Origin of the sequence: Mycobacterium sp. IS-1264, assembly GCF_001954195.1 — a bacterium.
In the GTDB taxonomy this organism is placed as follows: Bacteria; Actinomycetota; Actinomycetes; order Mycobacteriales; family Mycobacteriaceae; genus Mycobacterium.
Genome location: NZ_MBES01000068.1, coordinates 112,576 through 129,405 on the forward strand (window position 1 = coordinate 112,576; position 16,830 = coordinate 129,405).

14 protein-coding genes are annotated in these 16,830 nt (G+C 68.4%); 3 read left to right on the top strand and 11 right to left on the bottom strand.

Annotation, left to right across the window (positions count from 1 at the left end; all coding sequences use genetic code 11):
* Nucleotides 1-6 precede the first annotated feature (6 nt).
* From tpiA to A5744_RS17030, 6 genes are all read right to left on the bottom strand, one after another.
* The gene (gene tpiA / locus A5744_RS17005) at nucleotides 7-792 is read right to left on the bottom strand and encodes a triose-phosphate isomerase (RefSeq protein ID WP_076062958.1); all 786 of its coding nucleotides are present in this window, start codon (nucleotides 790-792) and stop codon (nucleotides 7-9) included.
* Entirely contained in the window at nucleotides 789-2,024 is a 1,236-nt protein-coding gene (locus A5744_RS17010; RefSeq protein ID WP_076062960.1) for a phosphoglycerate kinase, read from the bottom strand. The genes tpiA and A5744_RS17010 overlap by 4 nt, the downstream gene beginning before the upstream one ends.
* Nucleotides 2,025-2,027: 3 nt before the next feature.
* Entirely contained in the window at nucleotides 2,028-3,047 is a 1,020-nt protein-coding gene (gap, locus tag A5744_RS17015) for a type I glyceraldehyde-3-phosphate dehydrogenase (protein WP_076062963.1), read from the bottom strand.
* Nucleotides 3,048-3,145: 98 nt separating this feature from the next.
* Entirely contained in the window at nucleotides 3,146-4,561 is a 1,416-nt protein-coding gene (locus A5744_RS17020) for an NAD(P)/FAD-dependent oxidoreductase (protein ID WP_076062964.1), read from the bottom strand.
* Nucleotides 4,558-6,315: a DUF3556 domain-containing protein gene (locus A5744_RS17025; protein WP_076062966.1), complete on the bottom strand. Its 1,758-nt coding sequence runs from the start codon at nucleotides 6,313-6,315 to the stop codon at nucleotides 4,558-4,560. Before A5744_RS17025 ends, A5744_RS17020 begins: the two co-directional genes overlap by 4 nt.
* Before the next feature lie 44 nt (nucleotides 6,316-6,359).
* Nucleotides 6,360-6,764, bottom strand: coding sequence for a hypothetical protein (locus A5744_RS17030; RefSeq protein WP_139331392.1), 405 nt, complete (start codon nucleotides 6,762-6,764; stop codon nucleotides 6,360-6,362).
* Nucleotides 6,765-6,928: 164 nt separating this feature from the next.
* Between A5744_RS17030 and A5744_RS17035 the strand changes: the two genes are divergently transcribed.
* Genes A5744_RS17035 through A5744_RS17045 form a run of 3 tightly spaced genes read left to right on the top strand, consistent with a single transcriptional unit; the run spans nucleotide 6,929 to nucleotide 10,560 of the window.
* A complete protein-coding gene (locus tag A5744_RS17035) occupies nucleotides 6,929-7,669 on the top strand; it encodes a 1-acyl-sn-glycerol-3-phosphate acyltransferase (RefSeq protein WP_139331395.1) in 741 nt (246 codons plus the stop codon).
* 3 nt (nucleotides 7,670-7,672) lie between these two features.
* Nucleotides 7,673-9,295, top strand: coding sequence for an acyl-CoA ligase FadD12 (gene fadD12 / locus A5744_RS17040; RefSeq protein WP_076062972.1), 1,623 nt, complete (start codon nucleotides 7,673-7,675; stop codon nucleotides 9,293-9,295).
* On the top strand, nucleotides 9,295-10,560 hold the full coding sequence (locus tag A5744_RS17045) for an alpha/beta hydrolase (protein ID WP_076062973.1): 1,266 nt from the start codon (nucleotides 9,295-9,297) through the stop codon (nucleotides 10,558-10,560). Before fadD12 ends, A5744_RS17045 begins: the two co-directional genes overlap by 1 nt.
* Here A5744_RS17045 and A5744_RS17050 read toward each other — a convergent pair.
* The 5 genes from A5744_RS17050 to uvrC are packed head-to-tail and all read right to left on the bottom strand — an operon-like array spanning nucleotide 10,557 to nucleotide 16,813.
* Entirely contained in the window at nucleotides 10,557-11,945 is a 1,389-nt protein-coding gene (locus tag A5744_RS17050; RefSeq protein WP_076063048.1) for a wax ester/triacylglycerol synthase family O-acyltransferase, read from the bottom strand. The genes A5744_RS17045 and A5744_RS17050 overlap by 4 nt on opposite strands.
* A gap of 52 nt (nucleotides 11,946-11,997) precedes the next feature.
* Nucleotides 11,998-12,975 (bottom strand): DNA-binding protein WhiA, encoded by a 978-nt coding sequence (whiA, locus tag A5744_RS17055; RefSeq protein WP_076063049.1) that lies wholly within the window; start codon nucleotides 12,973-12,975, stop codon nucleotides 11,998-12,000.
* Nucleotides 12,972-14,009: a YvcK family protein gene (locus A5744_RS17060; RefSeq protein WP_076062976.1), complete on the bottom strand. Its 1,038-nt coding sequence runs from the start codon at nucleotides 14,007-14,009 to the stop codon at nucleotides 12,972-12,974. Before A5744_RS17060 ends, whiA begins: the two co-directional genes overlap by 4 nt.
* Entirely contained in the window at nucleotides 14,006-14,881 is an 876-nt protein-coding gene (gene rapZ, locus A5744_RS17065; protein ID WP_076062978.1) for an RNase adapter RapZ, read from the bottom strand. Before rapZ ends, A5744_RS17060 begins: the two co-directional genes overlap by 4 nt.
* Before the next feature lie 3 nt (nucleotides 14,882-14,884).
* Nucleotides 14,885-16,813 (bottom strand): excinuclease ABC subunit UvrC, encoded by a 1,929-nt coding sequence (gene uvrC / locus A5744_RS17070; protein WP_076062980.1) that lies wholly within the window; start codon nucleotides 16,811-16,813, stop codon nucleotides 14,885-14,887.
* Nucleotides 16,814-16,830: the final 17 nt, after the last annotated feature.

Consider the following 16,830-nt stretch of genomic DNA (forward strand, 5'->3'; position numbering starts at 1 on the left):
GCGGCATCACGGCAGCGGCCCGCCGGCGGCGATGGCCGCCAGCGTCGCGAACTGCTCGCCGTCCAGCGACGCGCCCCCGACGAGGCCGCCGTCGACGTCGTTCTGGGCGACGATGTCGCCGATGTTCTTCGCGTTCACCGAGCCGCCGTAGAGGACCCGGACGCCCTCGGCGATCTGCGGTGATGCCAGCGCGCCCAGCTCCGCGCGGATCGCCGCGCACACCTCCTGGGCGTCGCCCGCGCTGGCCACCCGGCCGGTGCCGATCGCCCAGACCGGCTCGTAGGCGATGACGACCCGGCCGATCTGCTCGGCCGAAAGGCCGGCCAGCGAGCCGCGCAGCTGCTTCTCGCAGTGGCTGACGTGCTCGCCGGCCTCCCGGACCTCCAGGTGTTCGCCGATGCAGACGATCGGCGTCAGTTCGTTCTTCAGGGCGGCGGTCGCCTTGGCGGCCACCAGGTCGTCGTCCTCGTTGTGGTAGGTGCGCCGCTCGGAGTGCCCGACGACGACGAACGAGCAGCCCAGCTTCGACAGGAAGGCGCCGCTGATGTCTCCGGTGTAGGCGCCCGAGTCGTGCTGGGACAGGTCCTGGGCGCCGTAGGTCAGCCGCAGCTTGTCGCCGTCGACGAGGGTCTGCACGCTGCGCAGGTCGGTGAACGGCGGGAGCACGGTGACGTCGACCTTGTCGTAGTACTTGTCCGGCAGCGCGAAGGCGATCTTCTGCACCAGCGCGATCGCCTCGAAGTGATTGAGGTTCATCTTCCAGTTGCCGGCGATCAGGGGCTTGCGGCTCACGAGGCTCCTCCACTTGGCTGCGGCCGGCCCAGTACCTCGATGCCGGGCAGCGTCTTGCCCTCCAGGTATTCCAGCGATGCGCCACCGCCGGTGGATATGTGCGAGAACTCACCCTCGTGGATGCCGAGCGCGCGCACGGCGGCCGCGGAGTCGCCGCCGCCGACCACGCTGAACGCACCCTTGCCCGTCGCGGCGACGATCGCCTCGGCCACGCCCTTGGTGCCCGCCGCGAACGCGGGGAACTCGAACACGCCCATCGGGCCGTTCCAGAAGACGGTCTCGGCGTTGGACAGCAGCGCCGCGAACCGCCGCACCGACTCGGGTCCGACGTCCAGGCCCATCTTGTCGTCCGGAATCCGGTCCGCGGCCACGGTCTCCGGCGACGAGTCGGCGGCGAAGCGCTCCGCCACCACGATGTCCACCGGAAGGCGCAGCACGTCGGCGTAGGTCTCACTTAGCCTGCGGCACGTGTCGACCATGTCGGTCTCGAGCAGGGATGTGCCAACCGAAAGGCCCTGCGCGGCAAGGAAAGTGAAGCACATGCCGCCGCCGATCACGATGCTGTCGGCCTTGGTCGCCAGCGACTCGATGACGCCGAGCTTGTCGGACACCTTCGACCCGCCGAGCACCACCGCGTACGGGCGCTTGGTCGAGGCCGTCAGCTGCTCGAGCACCCGGATTTCCTCGGCGACCAGCGTGCCGGCGTAGTGCGGCAGCAGGGTGGCGACGTCGTACACGGAGGCTTGCTTGCGGTGCACCACCCCGAAGCCGTCGGAGACGAAAGCGCCCCCCGGCGAGACCAGTTCGGCCAGCAGCTTGGCCAGGGCGAGTCGCTCGCCGTCGTCCTTGCTGGTCTCCCGCGGGTCGAACCGGACGTTCTCCAGCAACAGGACGTCGCCGTCGGTCAACCCCTCGGCGCGGGCCAGCGCGTCGCCGCCCACCACGTCGCCGGCCAATTGCACGTGCCGGCCCAGCTGTTCGCCGAGCGCGGCGGCCACCGGCGCCAGCGACAGCGCGGGGTCGGGTCCGCCCTTGGGGCGGCCCAGGTGCGCGGCGATCACCACCTTGGCGCCGGCCTCGGCCAGCGCCCGCAACGTCGGGACGGACGCGGTGATGCGGCCCGGGTCGGTGATGGCCCCCGCGTCGAGCGGCACGTTCAGGTCGGAGCGCACCAGCACGGCGCGACCTGAAACACCTTCCGCCAGAAGGTCTTCGAGGCTGGGAACGGACACGGTCTACAGCGACTTGCCAACCAGTGCGACCAGGTCGACCAGGCGGTTCGAGTAACCCCACTCGTTGTCGTACCACGACACCACCTTGGCCTGGTTGGCGATCACCTTGGTCAGGCCGGAGTCGAAGATCGAGCTGTGCGGGTCGGTGACGATGTCGCTGGAGACGATCGGCGCGTCGTAGTACTTCAGGATGCCCTTGAGCCGGCCCTCGGCGGCGGCCTTGAACGCCGCGTTGATCTCCTCGACGCTCGCGGACTTGGACAGGTCGGCGGTCAGGTCGGTCACCGAGCCGGTGGGAATCGGCACGCGCAGCGCGTACCCGTCGAGCTTGCCCTTCAGGTTGGGCATCACCAGGCCGATGGCCTTGGCCGCGCCGGTGGAGGTGGGCACGATGTTCAGTGCCGCGGCGCGGGCGCGACGCAGGTCCTTGTGCGGGCCGTCCTGCAGGTTCTGATCCTGCGTGTAGGCGTGGATGGTGGTCATCAGGCCCCGGTCGATGCCGAATTCGTCGTCGAGCACTTTGGCAAGCGGCGCAAGGCAGTTCGTGGTGCACGACGCGTTGGAGATGATGTTCTGGCTGCCGTCGTACTTGTCGTCGTTGACCCCGAGAACGATGGTGATGTCCTCGTCGGTCGCGGGCGCGGAGATGATCACTTTCTTCGCGCCGGCGTCCAGGTGGCCCTTGGCCTTGGCCGCGTTGGTGAACAGCCCGGTGGATTCCACGACGACGTCGACGCCGAGGTCGCCCCACGGCAGCGCCGCCGGGCCCTCCCGGACCTCGAGCGCCTTGATTTTCGCGGGGCCCACGACGATGGTGTCGTCGCCTTCGAGGCTGACGTCGTGGGGCAGCCGGCCGAGGATCGAGTCGAATTTGAGCAGGTGCGCCAGCGTGCTGTTGTCCGTGATGTCGTTGACGGCGATCACCTCCACGTCGGCGATGCCCTGCTCCTGTTGGGCCAGTAGGGCCCGGTAGAAGTTGCGTCCGATTCGACCGAAGCCGTTGATGCCTACTCGGACCGTCACTTGTCTCTCCCTGTCTGATCGCTGATGAAACCGCTCGCCGTCAGCCTAGATCAGTAGCGACGACGGTTGCTGGGCGTCCCCCTCGGAGGTGACCTGCGTTACCCGCGCAGCCGCCGCAGCGCGGCGGTGGCGGCGTGATAGCCGCACAGTCCGTGGATGCCGGCGCCCGGCGGCGCGGACTGCGAGCACAGGTAGACGCCGGGAACGCCGGTCGCGTATGGGTTGACGGCGATGCGCGGGCGCAGGACCACCTGCAGGCCGTCGTTGGCGCCGCCGATGATGTCGCCGCCGATGAAGTTCGGGTTGTAGGCCTGCAGGTCGGCGGCGCTCTTGCTGACGGACGCCAGGATGCGGTCGCGGAATCCCGGGGCGAACCGCTCGATCTGGTCGACGACCGCGGCGGTGGCGTCGCCGGTGTAGCCGAACGGCACGTGCGCGTAGGCCCAGATCGGGTTGACGTTGCCGGCCGACCGGGACGGGTCGGCCAGGTACTGCTGCCCGACGAGCACGAACGGCCGCCGCACCATCTTGCCTTGCGCGCGTTGACGTTCGGTGTCCGCGATCTCGGCGAAGGTGCCGCCGAGGTGAACGGTGCCGGCGCGGCCGCAGTCGGGATTCGTCCACGGGATGTCGCCCTCGATCGCGAAGTCGACCTTGAACGCCGAGGACCCCTGGCGGTAGCGCCGGTAGGACCGCCTGATCCGGCCCGGCATCACGTCGCCGTATATCGACAGCACCGCGGCGGGACTGAGATCCAGCATGACGATGTCGGCGCCGGGGATGTCCCTGCGGCTCGACACGGTCACCCCCGTCGTCACGCCGCCGCCGTGCGCGGCCAAAGCCGCGGCCAGCGCCCGGATGATCGAACCGGATCCGCCCTCGGCGACGGGCCAGCCGTAGCGGTGCGCGGTGGCCAGAAACATCAACCCGAGCGCGGAGGTGAGCGGCCGGTCCAGCCGGGTGAACATGTGCGCGGCGGCGCCGCCGAACAACGCGCGCGCCGGCTCGGTGCGAAACCAGCGCGCCAGCACGGTTGCCGGCAGCACCGCGCGCGGACCGAACGCCGCGAGGCGGATCGGGTGACGCGGGATGTTGAGCACCGGGCGGAGCAAGTCCTGGGCCAGCTGGTCGAACCCGGCCGCGAGATCGCCGACGGCGCGGCGCCACCGGGTGCCGTCGGGTCCCATGCCGGCGACGGTCTGATCGATCGACTGGTACAGCACACCCGCGCTGCCGTCATCGAGCGGGTGCGCGCAGTCGATTTCCGGCCACTTCAAGGTCAGTCCATGGCTTTGGAGGTCGATCTCCTGCCAGAACGGTGAGCCGACTGCCCACGGGTGAGACGCCGAGCAGTGGTCGTGAATCACCCCGGGCAGCGTCAGCTCGCTGGAGCGCGCTCCCCCGCCGATGGTGTCGCGGGCCTCCAGCACCTGGACGTCGACACCGTGGCGGGCGAGTTGGATCGCGGCGGCCAGGCCGTTAGGACCGGCGCCGACGACCACCGCCTTTGTCATGACTCCGGATGAAGCACGTTTTGCGTGGTGACGTGGACCGGGAACTCGTCGCCCGGCTCGGCCCACGGCTGACGCGACAGCATGTCCTCGATGGTGACGTAGCCCGCCTCGATCAGTCCGGTCTTGGCGTCGAGGATGCGGTACCACTGTTTCTGGATGTGGATCGGTTGGCCCTCCAGGACGATCACGCGAAGGTCGCCGTCCTCGAGGTGGCAGCGCCGCTGTACGGCTTCCAGCAACTGCTCGTTATGCAGATGACCCTCACCGAAGTTCCACCCGACCAACGGCCCGGCGACCACCTCGCCCTCACGAATCTTGTAGTCGGCTTCGTTGTCGATCGCGCGGGGTAACAACGCGTTGAGCACCCGGCCGTGGAGGTGCATCGCCCGGAACGCCGCGACCTTGTCGGCCATGATTTCGGCGGTCGCCGGGCCGTAGAGCTTGGCCAGCTGGTTGACGACGAGCGCAGAGCTCTTGACGACTTCGGCGTCGACCTTCTCCTCGATGCCCGCGCGGAAGCACCACACGCTGCAGGCCCAGTTGCCGGCGTAGTAGCGCATCGCGGGGAGGAACGAAACCTTCTCGGGGAACATGTTTCCCACGATCACGATGGCTACCACGACGACCATGAGCGCGAGCAGCAGCGGCGAGGAAAGGTCGGTGGCGTGGATCGCGGCGTAGTGCCCGAACAGGTAGAACAGCGAGAAGATGAAGAACACGTTCCACTCCAACGGGACTCCCATCGGGAGGTTGGAAATGATGTTGAGGTGGAAGATCACCATGAACCCGATGAGAAACCACCGCCACGGCTGATCGCCGGCGACGAACACCAGGACCGTCGGGACGATGAACTCCGCCGTGGTGCCGCCGACGTGGGCCATGAGTTTCGGAAGCAAGCTGGGCCGTAGGTCGTTGACGTGGTCGCGGTAGAGCAGGTGCTTGATCGGCAGGAACAGCTTGGGCCGCAGCAGCGCGTTGTTGCTCGTCATCACCGACACGACGTAGGGGAAGTGGTGGTTGAGCTTGGAGGTCGCCGCCCCCCACCAGAGCAGCAGCATGATGATCTTGAACGCCGCGATTTGATCCGTGAACGGGAAAAAGAACACGAACAGTTTCAGCCAGTAGTGTTCCCCGCGCGCGGCCAGGAAGATGGTCTTGTCGCGCAGGCCCAGCAGCGCCAGCGCGACGATCGTGGGGATCACCACGACGGGGTTGATCAGGCCGACATCGCCGGCGCCCGTGACCGGCCCCCCGTGCCCGGGTGACAGCAGCGCCCACACCGCGCCGATCAACACGATGGCATAGAGGGCGACGTCGACGAGAGTGCGGGAATCGCCGCGGGTGAGCGGAACCTTATCCGGCCAGGCCGGCAGTCGAATCGTGTTGGGCCGCAACCAATACAGAACTCCACCGATGGGAGGCATGAACCGTCCGGTCAGCGGGCCGGATCCGCAGCCCAGGCCCAGGACCTCGAACAGCAGCGTGAAGACGATCACCTTCTGATACACGATCGGTTGGGTCCACCAATCGCCGATGCGGCCCAGGCCGCCCAGGCCCGGGGTCAGCGAGATGATCGCGGCCGGGGCGGCGACATACACCGCGATCTTGAGCAGGTAGAGCAGATACACCGCATACGGTGTTCCGAAGCCGTGTTCCGCCCAATGCCGGGTGACGACCTGCAGCCGCGTTGCCCGTGGCAGGGTCGGCCACGTGTCGTGATCGACGTCCGGAAGCTCCGGTGACATGAATCCCATGGCTGGCCTCTCTGTCGCCGAAAACGGCTGCGGCAAGCGCTATTTCACCCGAACCGCTGGCGCAGCCCTTCGATCATCCCATCGAGTGATTGCCGTTCCTGTTCTTCGCCGCGCAGCATGTGCCGGAAGTTGGCGGCGCCTTCGGCGTCGCGGTTGGACTCGCAGACGGCGATCGCCTGGTGGTATCGGTCGATGCGATGCTGGCTGAGCCGCCGGCTCTGGGCGAGCAGGCGCAGGAAGTAGTCGGCCTGCCGGCGATCGGCCATCGCAGCCGCGGCCGCCGAAAAATCGGCATCGCGACTTCCGCGCCGGGATGGACGTGTCCGCCGGTCCAGCGCGGTGCCCGACCTGTGGGCAGCGACCGAGCGCGACGCGCGCTCGTCGGGCGAACCGGCGAAGTCCATCTGTTCTCTCAACTGGACGTTGGCGAAGGGACGGGGCGTAACCATACCCTGCCCGGTGCCGCCCGGTCCACAAGCGGATTCCGGCCGCTCACACCGGGCTCGCTACCATCGAGGAACCTCAGCGCGGCAAGGAAGCCTCAAGGAGAACCGTGAGCGACAACGACAGCGACGACATCGGCAAATTCGACCCTGGCACCACCCGGCGGTTGATGAGCGCGATGCGCCCGTTCTTGAAGACATATTTCCGGTCTGAGGTGCACGGGCTGGACGCGTTCCCGCCCGGTGGGGCGCTGGTCGTCGCGAATCATTCCGGCGGCATGTTCCCGATGGACGTCCCGATCTTCAGCGTCGACTTCTACGAGAAGTTCGGCTACGACCGGCCGGTCTACACGCTCAGCCACGACATCCTGTTCATGGGCCCGACGGCGCCGCTGTTCCGGCGCGCCGGCTACATCCGGGCCAACCCCGAGAACGCGGCCAAGGCGCTGCGGGCCGGCGGCGTGGTGGTCGTTTTTCCCGGCGGCGACTACGACGCCTACCGGCCCACGCTGGCGGAGAACGTCATCGACTTCAACGGCCGCAAGGGCTACGTCCGCACGGCGATCGAGGCCGGCGTGCCCATCGTCCCGGCCGTGTCCATCGGCGGGCAGGAGACCCAGCTCTATCTGTCCCGCGGCACCTGGCTGGCCGAACGGCTGGGTATCAAGCGGCTGCTGCGCAGCGCCATCATGCCGGTTTCGTTCGGTTTCCCATTCGGGTTCAGCGCCGTGATCCCGCCCAACCTGCCGCTGCCCAGCAAGCTCGTGATGCAACTGCTGGAACCGATCGACATCGCCGCGCAATTCGGCGAGGACCCGGACGTCGACGAGGTCGACGAGCACGTCCGGTCGGTCATGCAGGACGGCCTGACCACGCTCGCGTCCGGCCGCCGCTTCCCGATTCTGGGCTGAGCCATGGCATCTCGTCTCAACCAGGCCCTCGGCATCATCACCACACTGAGGCGCGCCGGAATGATCGCGCCGATGCGGCCCGACCGCTACCTGAAGATCGCCGCCGCGATGCGTCGCGAGGGCCTGGGCATCACCGTGGGTTTCGCCAGCGCCGCGCAGCGCTGCCCGGACCGTCCCGGGCTGGTCGACGAGCTGGGCACGCTGACGTGGCGCGAGCTCGACGAAAACATCGACGCGCTGGCCGCGGCGCTGCAGAAGCTGCCCGGCGGCAGGGTCATCGGGATCATGTGCCGCAATCACCGGGGCTTCGTGGAATCGCTGGTGGCCGGCAATCGGATCGGCTCCGACATCCTGCTACTCAACACGTCGTTCGCCGGGCCGGCGCTGGCCGACGTCGTCAACCGCGAAGGGGTCGACACCGTCATCTACGACGAGGAGTTCACCGAGACGGTGGACCGCGCGCTGGCCGACAAGCCGGACGCCACCCGGATCCTGGCCTGGACCGACGGCCAGCACGAGTCGGCCTTGATAAAACTAGGGAAGCTCGTCGCCGATCACGCCGGGCAGCGGCCCGAGCGCACCGGCCGCAAGGGCAGGATGATCTTGCTCACCTCCGGAACCACCGGAACACCCAAGGGCGCCAACCAGACTGGCGGCAACGCCGGGATCGGCACGCTCAAGGCGATCCTGGACCGCACGCCGTGGCGGGCCGAGGAGCCGATCGTGATCGTCGCGCCGATGTTTCACGCGTGGGGTTTTTCCCAGCTGGTGTTCGCCGCATCGATGGCCTGCACCGTGATCACCCGGCGCAAATTCGACCCGGAGGCCACGCTGGATCTCATCGACCGGCACCGGGCGACCGGCCTCGCGGTGGTCCCGGTGATGTTCGACCGCATCATGGACCTGCCCGACGAGGTACGAAACCGGTACAGCTGCAAGTCATTACGGTTCGCGGCGGCATCCGGTTCGCGGATGCGCCCGGATGTGGTGATCGCGTTCATGGACCAGTTCGGCGACGTGATTTACAACAACTACAACGCCACCGAGGCCGGCATGATCGCCACCGCCACGCCGGAAGACCTGCGCGCCGCGCCGGACACCGCGGGCCGGCCCGCGGGCGGGACCGAAATCCGGATCCTGGACCCGGATTTCAACGAGGTGCCCACCGGCGAGGTGGGCAGCATCTACGTCCGCAACGACACCCAGTTCGAGGGGTACACCTCGGGCACCACCAAGGATTTCCACGCCGGGTTCATGTCGTCGGGAGACGTCGGCTACCTCGACGAGGCCGGACGGCTGTTCGTCGTCGGCCGCGACGACGAGATGATCGTCTCCGGCGGCGAGAACGTCTACCCGATCGAGGTGGAGAAGACGCTGGCGGCGCACCCCGACGTGGCGGAGGCCGCGGTGATCGGCGTCGACGACGAGCAGTACGGCCAGCGGCTGGCGGCGTTCGTGGTGCTGAGCCCGGGCGCGCAGGCCACCGCGGACACGCTCAAGCAACACGTGCGGGAGAACCTGGCCAACTACAAGGTGCCCCGCGAAATATCGGTCCTCGACGAGCTCCCCCGCGGCAGCACGGGCAAGATCCTGCGGGCCGAATTGCAATCGCGGGTCAGCGGCTGATGCGGTCGATGCTGAAGAAGCCGCGGCCACTGGCCCGCGCCGCCATCGAATTCATCAACGCCGCCAACGGATTACGCCCGCTCGCCCGCAAGGGCTACCCCACCGTCGCGGTGTTCTGGTTCGGCTGGCCCACGTCGGAGGTGCCGGGCGTGTACTTCACCGCGTCGCTACTCGACGCGCTGCGCCGCGGCCGCCGCGGCGACTTCGCCGGGCGGCGGGGGAAGGCGGCGCTGGCCCTGACCGCCGCGTCCTGGGCGATCCTGGGGGTGATCCGCTGGCGCGGCGTCACCACCCCGGGCCCGGTGCTGGAGGCCGGGCTGCGCGAGCAACTGGGAGCCGACTACGCCGAGGCGCTGGCCGAACTCCCGCAGACCGAGCCCAAGCGCCGCGGACGGCGCAACCTGCCGCTGGGCAACACCGTGGCCCGGCGGCGCTACGTCGAGAAGACGAACGTCGTGTCCTATGGGCCGCACGGCCGGGCGAACCTCGCCGACATCTGGCGCCGTCGCGACCTGCCCCGCGACGGCAAGGCGCCGGTGCTGGTGCAGGTGCCCGGCGGCGCCTGGGTGATCGGAATGCGCCGTCCCCAGGCCTATCCCCTGATGAGCCACCTGGCGGCCCGCGGCTGGGTGTGCGTGTCGGTCGGCTACCGGGTTTCCCCGATGCACACCTGGCCCGACCACATCGTCGACGTCAAGCGGGCGCTGGCCTGGGTCAAGGAGAACATCGCGCGATACGGCGGTGATCCCGACTTCGTCGCCATCACCGGCGGCTCCGCCGGCGGTCACCTGGCCGCGCTCGCGGCGCTGACGCCCAATGACCCCAAATTCCAGCCGGGCTTCGAAGACGCCGACACGTCGGTGGTTGCCGCGGTCCCGGTGTACGGGCGCTACGACTGGTTCTCCACCGAGGGCGAGGGCCGTCCCGAATTCGTCCGATTGCTCGAAAAGTTCGTAGTGAAGCGAAAATTCGCCGACCACCGCGATATCTACGTCGACGCGTCGCCGATCCGGCGGCTGCGGGCCGACGCGCCGCCGTTCTTCGTCTTGCACGGCGCCGACGACTCCCTCATTCCGGTCGGCGAGGCACGCGAATTCGCCGAGGAACTGCGCGGGGTGTCGAAGTCGCCGGTGGCCTACGCCGAATTGCCCGGCGCCCAACACGGTTTCGACATCTTCGGCTCGCCGCGGGCGCATCAAGCCGCCGAGGCGGTGGCCCGGTTTCTGTCCTGGGTGTACGCGACCGCCTATCCGGGCCGCGACTAAGCCAGCGCCGCCGCTTTCTCGAGTTCGGTCAGCGCCGGCTCGATCGCGTCGGCCATATCGTCGATGTCGTTGGCCACCTCGGGCGTGGTCACGAAGCCGAAGTCCAGGTAGTCGGTGTAGGAGAAGCAGGTGACGTTCAGGGCGATGTCCATGACCGGCGGGCCGAGCGGAACCAGCGAGTCGAGCTTGGCCCCCGCCATGTACAACGGGAACGGCGGCCCGGGGACATTGGACACAACCAGGTTGAGCGGAGCCAGGTTTCGCGACAGGCCGGTGGCCGTGTAGGCACGCGCGGCCAGGTGCAGCAGCCCCGGCGGGGTGGTCTCGGTCAGCCCCATGATCTGATGCGCCGACAGCGCCTTGGCCATCCCCTTGGCGCTTTGCGTGCTTTCGTGGATGGCGCGCAGCCGCTCGCCCGGGTCGTCGATGTCGGTGGCCAGGGATGCGGTCATCGAGCTGATCTTGTTGCCGATCTCGTCCTTGTTCTCGTCGGTTCGAGTCGAGACGGGGATCTGCGCGATCAGCGGTTTGGTGGGCAGCTCACCACGTTTCTGCAAATATTCGCGTGCGGCGCCGGCGACCATGGCCAGCACGACATCGTTGAGCTTGACGTCGTACGCGTCCTTGACGGCCTTGGCCCGGGCCAGCTCGACGCGGCAGCCGGTGACCCGCCGGTGCGGCGACACCGGCGCGTTGAACCGGGTCTTGGGCGCCTCGAAGTAGCGCGGCGGCCGGCTGGCGATACCCAACGCGGCGACCTGCTGGCGCACCGTCTGCTCGACCAGCCGGGCGATGCGGAAGGGCGTCTTGACGCCGACGTTGATGAGCGCACCCACCGCGCGCCGCTCCAGCCCGGGAAGCTGGAAGCCCACCAGCGATCCGACCGTCTCCTGTTGCGGCGGACGGGGTTCCGGCGTGACGTCCAGAAGGATTTCACCCAACCCGGCACCCGACACCCCGTCGACGATGGCGTGGTGCATCTTGGTCAGCGTGGCGATCCGGCCGCCTTCGACACCCTCGATGACCCACAGTTCCCACAGCGGCCGGGAGCGGTCCAGCTTGTAGGACATCAGCCGGCCCACCAGCTCCTCGAGCTCGCGCCGACTCCCCGGAGCGGGCACACCGATCCGGCGCACGTGGAAGTCGATGTCGAGTTCGGAATCCTCGACGAACCAGGGCCGGTCCAACCCGAGGGGCGCGCCGGTGACCCGCCAGCGCAACTGCGGGATCTCGGGCAGCCGCTCGATGAGCAGTTCGCGGAGGCGCTGAAAACTGTAGTCCGGCGCATCGCTGGGATCGCAGATCGCCAGCGCGCCCACATGCATATGCCAGCCCGACGTTTCGGCCGACCAGAACGCCGCATCAACACTCGATAGCCGCTTCATGCGATGACCGTAGCCCTCCCCCACCCCTTGCGCCCAGCAATCCGCTGGTTAGCTAGGCATCTTCCAAAAGGTCTGGCGTTACCGCCGACTCGGTGTCGGGGATGCCGTCGACCTTCGCCTTGCGGTCGGCCATCGAGAGCAATCGCCGAATACGGCCCGCCACAGCGTCTTTCGTCATCGGAGGGTCGGCCAGGCGGCCGAGCTCCTCGAGGGAAGCCTGCCGATGCTCGACACGCAGCTTGCCGGCCGACGCCAGATGGTCGGGGACGCTGTCGCCGAGTATCTCCAGTGCCCGCTCCACCCGCGCCGCCGCCGCGACCGCGGCCCGCGCCGAGCGGCGCAGGTTGGCGTCGTCGAAGTTGGCGAGGCGGTTGGCCGTCGCGCGCACCTCGCGACGCATCCTGCGCTCCTCCCAGATCAACCGGGTGTCCTGGGCGCCCATCCGCGTCAGCAGCGCGCCGATGGCCTCGCCGTCGCGCACCACCACCCGATCGGCGCCACGCACCTCGCGCGCCTTCGCGCTGACGCCCAGCCGGCGGGCGGCGCCCACCAAAGCCAGCGCGGCCTCCGGGCCGGGGCAGCTGACCTCCAGCGCCGACGAGCGTCCGGGCTCGGTCAACGAGCCGTGCGCCAGGAAGGCTCCCCGCCACGCGGCTTCGGCGTCGGTGATGCTGCCGCCGACCACCTGTGCGGGCAGACCCCGCACCGGACGACCCCGCATGTCGAGCAGGCCCGTCTGGCGTGCGAGCGCCTCACCGTCGTTGGCCACCCGGAGCACGTACCGCGTGCTCTTGCGAATTCCGCTGGCCGACAACACATGTACGACGGCGTTGTAGCCGTAAAGATCGAAGATGTCCTTGCGCAGCCGCCGCGCGATGTTGCCCAGATCCACCTCGGCCTCGACCAGGACTCGCCCGCCAACGATGTGCAACCCACCGGCGAACCGCAACAGGGAGGTGACTTCCGCCCGACGCGCGCTGACCGATTTCACGACCAGGCGGCTCAGCTCGTCCTTGACTTCGGTCGTCATCGCCACGCGTCGTCACCCCTCGTATCGCTCTCGACCCGAATCTCCGCGGTGGTTCTCGACGAAGGCACTCCCGGGGCCCTGGGGCCCCCTCGGACCCCGTCCAGGGCCGCCGCGAGCTTGCCCGGGTCATGTAAAGGTCTACCAGGTGTGGCCACGTCGGCGAAGTGGACCTCGGCCTGCAGCAGCGTCGCGGTGCGGCGCAGCTGCTCGCGTTCCCGCTCACTCGGCACCCGCTCGGCGTCGATGATGATGTCGTGGACGGTGAACCCGGGCGCATGCTGGGCGAGCACGTGCAGATGCCGCTCCACCGAGAATCCGGCCGTCTCCCCAGGCTCCGCGACCAGGTTGAGCACCAGGGCACGCCGCGCGCTGGTCCTGCGCAGCGCGGCGGCCAGGTCCGGCACCAGCACGTGCGGGATCACGCTGGTGAACCAGGAACCGGGGCCCAGCACCACCAGGTCGGCGGACATGATGGCGTCCACCGCCTGCCGGGTCGCCGGCGGGTCGGCGGGAAGCAGCCGCACGCGGCGCACCTTGCCGGGTGTGGTGGCGATCGCCACCTGGCCGCGGATCAGCCGGAACATCCGCGGGTCGGACTCCAGGCCAGAGACGTCGGCCTCGATCTCCAGCGCGATCGGGCACATCGGCAACACCCTGCCCTTGACCCCGAGGATGCGCCCGAGCTCGTCGAGTGCGGCGACCGGATCGGCCAGCACCTCGTTGAGCCCGGCCAGCATCAGGTTGCCGATCGGATGCCCCGCCAACGCGCCGCTGCCGCCGAATCGGTGCTGCAGGATGGTCGCCCACAGTCGCCCATACGGGCTGTCGGATGCCAACGCCGCCAACGCCATTCGCAAATCGCCCGGCGGGATGACACCCAGTTCGCTGCGCAACCGGCCGGACGAGCCACCATCGTCGGCAACCGTGACCACGGCGGTGACGTAGGGGGTCAGCCGGCGGGCCGCGGACAGCGTCGCATGCAAGCCGTGTCCGCCCCCGAGGGCAACGATGCCCTCGCTATTCGGTGAGCTCATTCGCGGCCCAGATCCCGGTGCAGCACCCGCACCGACAGCTGCGCATTGCCGCCCAGCAGCTGCATCAAGGCCTCGGCGATCGCGACGCTGCGATGCTTACCGCCGGTGCAGCCAATGGCGACCGTCATGTATCGCTTGCCCTCCCGGCGGTAGCCGCCGACGACCAGAGATAGCAATCGATGGTAGGCGTCGAGAAACTCGGCGGCGCCGGGTTGGCTCAACACGTAATCGCGCACCGCCGGGTCTTGGCCGGTGAGCGGGCGCAGCTCGTCGACCCAGTGTGGGTTGGGCAGGAATCGCACGTCCATGACCATGTCGGCATCCATCGGCAGGCCGTACTTGAAGCCGAACGACTCCACGGTGACGCTGGTGGTCGCGGCGCCGTCGGAACCGAAGGCCCGCTCGATGTTTTCCCTCAGGCCCCGCACTGACAATGTCGACGTGTCGATGATCAGGTCGGCGGTGGCGCGAACCGGGGCCAACATCGCGCGCTCGGCGGCGATACCCTCGGCCAAGGTCTGCTCGCCCTGCAAGGGATGGCTGCGGCGGTTCTGTTCGTAGCGGCGGACCAGCATGTCGTCGGACGCCTCCATGAACACCACGCGCGGGGTGATGTTGCGGGTGGCCAGTTCGGTGCGCACCGAGTCCAAATCGCCGGTGAATCCCCGTGATCGAACGTCCATCACCACCGCGAGCTGGGTGATCCGCGACCCGGCGGCCAGCCCGAAGTCCACCATCCGGGTGATCAACTCGGGCGGCAGGTTGTCGGCGACGTACCAGCCGAGGTCCTCGAGCACCTTCGCCGCGGTGCCGCGTCCGGCCCCGGACAACCCGGTCACCAGGACGACGTCGATGCCTGGAGCGTTCGTCATCGGTCAATCCTGGGGTCGCAGCGCTTCGAGAACGGCCGTGGCGGTCGCCACGCCGATACCCGGGACGGCGGTGATCTGGTCGACGGTGGCCTCCTTGAGGCGGGCTAGCGAGCCGAAATGCGTTACCAGTGCCTTACGGCGATGTTCTCCCAATCCTGGCACCGAATCGAGCGCTGAGGCGGTCATTCGCTTGGATCGCTTGCTGCGATGGTAGGCGATGGCGAACCGGTGCGCCTCGTCACGCACGCGCTGCAGCAAATAGAGTCCCTCGCTGTTGCGCGGCATGATGACGGGATCCGGCTCGGACGGCACCCACACCTCTTCCAGCCTCTTGGCCAGGCCGATCACCGCCACGTCGGTGATGCCGAGCTCGTCGAGCACGGCGCTGGCCGCGTTGACCTGGGGGGCGCCGCCGTCGACGACGTAGAGGTTGGGCGGGTAGGCGAACCGGCGCGATTTTCCTTCCGGCGAAAGCATATTCGGGTCGTTCTGCTCGCTCAGGTGGCGCGCGAACCGGCGCCGGGTGACCTCGGCGATGGAGGCGACGTCGTCGGAGCGTCCCTGCCCCGCGGCTTCCCGGATCCCGAAGTGCCGATAGTCGGATTTGCGCGGCATGCCGTCCTCGAACACCACCAACGAGCCCACCACGTCGGTGCCCTGCACGTGGCTGATGTCGATACATTCGATCCGCAGCGGCGCGTCGGCCAAGCCCAGGGCGTCCTGAATATTCTGCAGCGCAGCGGATCTGGCGTTGAAGTCACCGGCCCGCTTCAACTTATGTTGCTGCAGCGCCTCTTTCGCGTTGCGCTGCACGGTTTCGGCCAGGGCGCGCTTATCCCCCCGGCGCGGCACCCTTAGGGTGACGCGCGAACCGCGCAGGCCGGACAGCCAGCTGGCCAACTCGTCGGCGTTCGACGGTAGGCAGGGCACCAGCACCTCGCGGGGAACCGGGTTGGTGGATTCGTCGGCGGCGCCGTCCAGCTCGGCCTGTTCGCCGTAGAACTGGGTGAGAAATTGTTCGACCAACCGCTCCTCGCCGGATTCGCCCGGGTCCCCGGACTTTTCGACGATCCAGCCGCGCTGACCGCGAACCCGCCCGCCGCGGACGTGGAACACCTGCACGGCCGCTTCGAGTTCGTCGTCGGCGAAGGCGACCACGTCGGCGTCGGTGCCGTCGCCAAGCACCACGGCCTGCTTCTCCATCGCCCGCTTCAGCGCGGACAGGTCGTCGCGAAGCCGCGCGGCCCGTTCGAAATCGAGTTGATCCGCCGCGGCGTTCATCTGCTGCTCCAGCTCGCGGGCAAAACGGTCGGTCTTGCCGGACAGGAAATCGCAGAAGTCCACGACGATTTGGCGATGCTGTTCGGCGCTGACCCTGCCGACGCACGGCGCCGAGCATTTGTCGATGTAGCCGAGCAGGCACGGACGGTCGATCTGCTTGTGCCGCTTGAATACTCCGGCCGAGCATGTTCGCGCCGGGAACACCCGGGTGAGCAGGTCCAGCGTTTCCCGGATCGCCCATGCGTGGGAGTACGGCCCGAAATAGCGCACGCCCTTGCGCCGCGGGCCGCGATAAACCATCAGCCGGGGAAACTCCTCGTTGAGGGTGACGGCCAGGACCGGATAGGACTTGTCGTCGCGGTAGCGAACGTTGAACCGCGGATCGAATTCCTTGATCCAGTTGTATTCCAGCTGCAGCGCCTCGACTTCGGTGTTGACCACCGTCCACTCGACCTTGGCCGCGGTGGTCACCATCTGCCGGGTGCGCGGGTGCAAGCCGGCGACGTCGGCGAAGTATGACGTCAGCCGGCTGCGCAGGCTCTTGGCCTTGCCGACGTAGATGACTCGCCCGTGCGGGTCCCGGAATCGGTAGACGCCGGGCTCTACCGGGATGGACCCGGGCGCGGGGCGATACGTCGCGGGATCTGGCACGTACCCAGGCTAGTAGC

Coding starts and splice junctions, on each gene's coding strand:
- rapZ (WP_076062978.1), bottom strand. CDS start 14,881: ATGACGAACGCTCCAGGCATCGACGTCGTCCTGGTGACCGGGTTGTCC.
- whiA (WP_076063049.1), bottom strand. CDS start 12,975: ATGACGACCGAAGTCAAGGACGAGCTGAGCCGCCTGGTCGTGAAATCG.
- A5744_RS17045 (WP_076062973.1), top strand. CDS start 9,295: ATGCGGTCGATGCTGAAGAAGCCGCGGCCACTGGCCCGCGCCGCCATC.
- A5744_RS17035 (WP_139331395.1), top strand. CDS start 6,929: ATGAGCGCGATGCGCCCGTTCTTGAAGACATATTTCCGGTCTGAGGTG.
- A5744_RS17020 (WP_076062964.1), bottom strand. CDS start 4,561: ATGACAAAGGCGGTGGTCGTCGGCGCCGGTCCTAACGGCCTGGCCGCC.
- fadD12 (WP_076062972.1), top strand. CDS start 7,673: ATGGCATCTCGTCTCAACCAGGCCCTCGGCATCATCACCACACTGAGG.
- A5744_RS17060 (WP_076062976.1), bottom strand. CDS start 14,009: ATGAGCTCACCGAATAGCGAGGGCATCGTTGCCCTCGGGGGCGGACAC.
- A5744_RS17050 (WP_076063048.1), bottom strand. CDS start 11,945: ATGAAGCGGCTATCGAGTGTTGATGCGGCGTTCTGGTCGGCCGAAACG.
- A5744_RS17025 (WP_076062966.1), bottom strand. CDS start 6,315: ATGGGATTCATGTCACCGGAGCTTCCGGACGTCGATCACGACACGTGG.
- A5744_RS17030 (WP_139331392.1), bottom strand. CDS start 6,764: ATGGTTACGCCCCGTCCCTTCGCCAACGTCCAGTTGAGAGAACAGATG.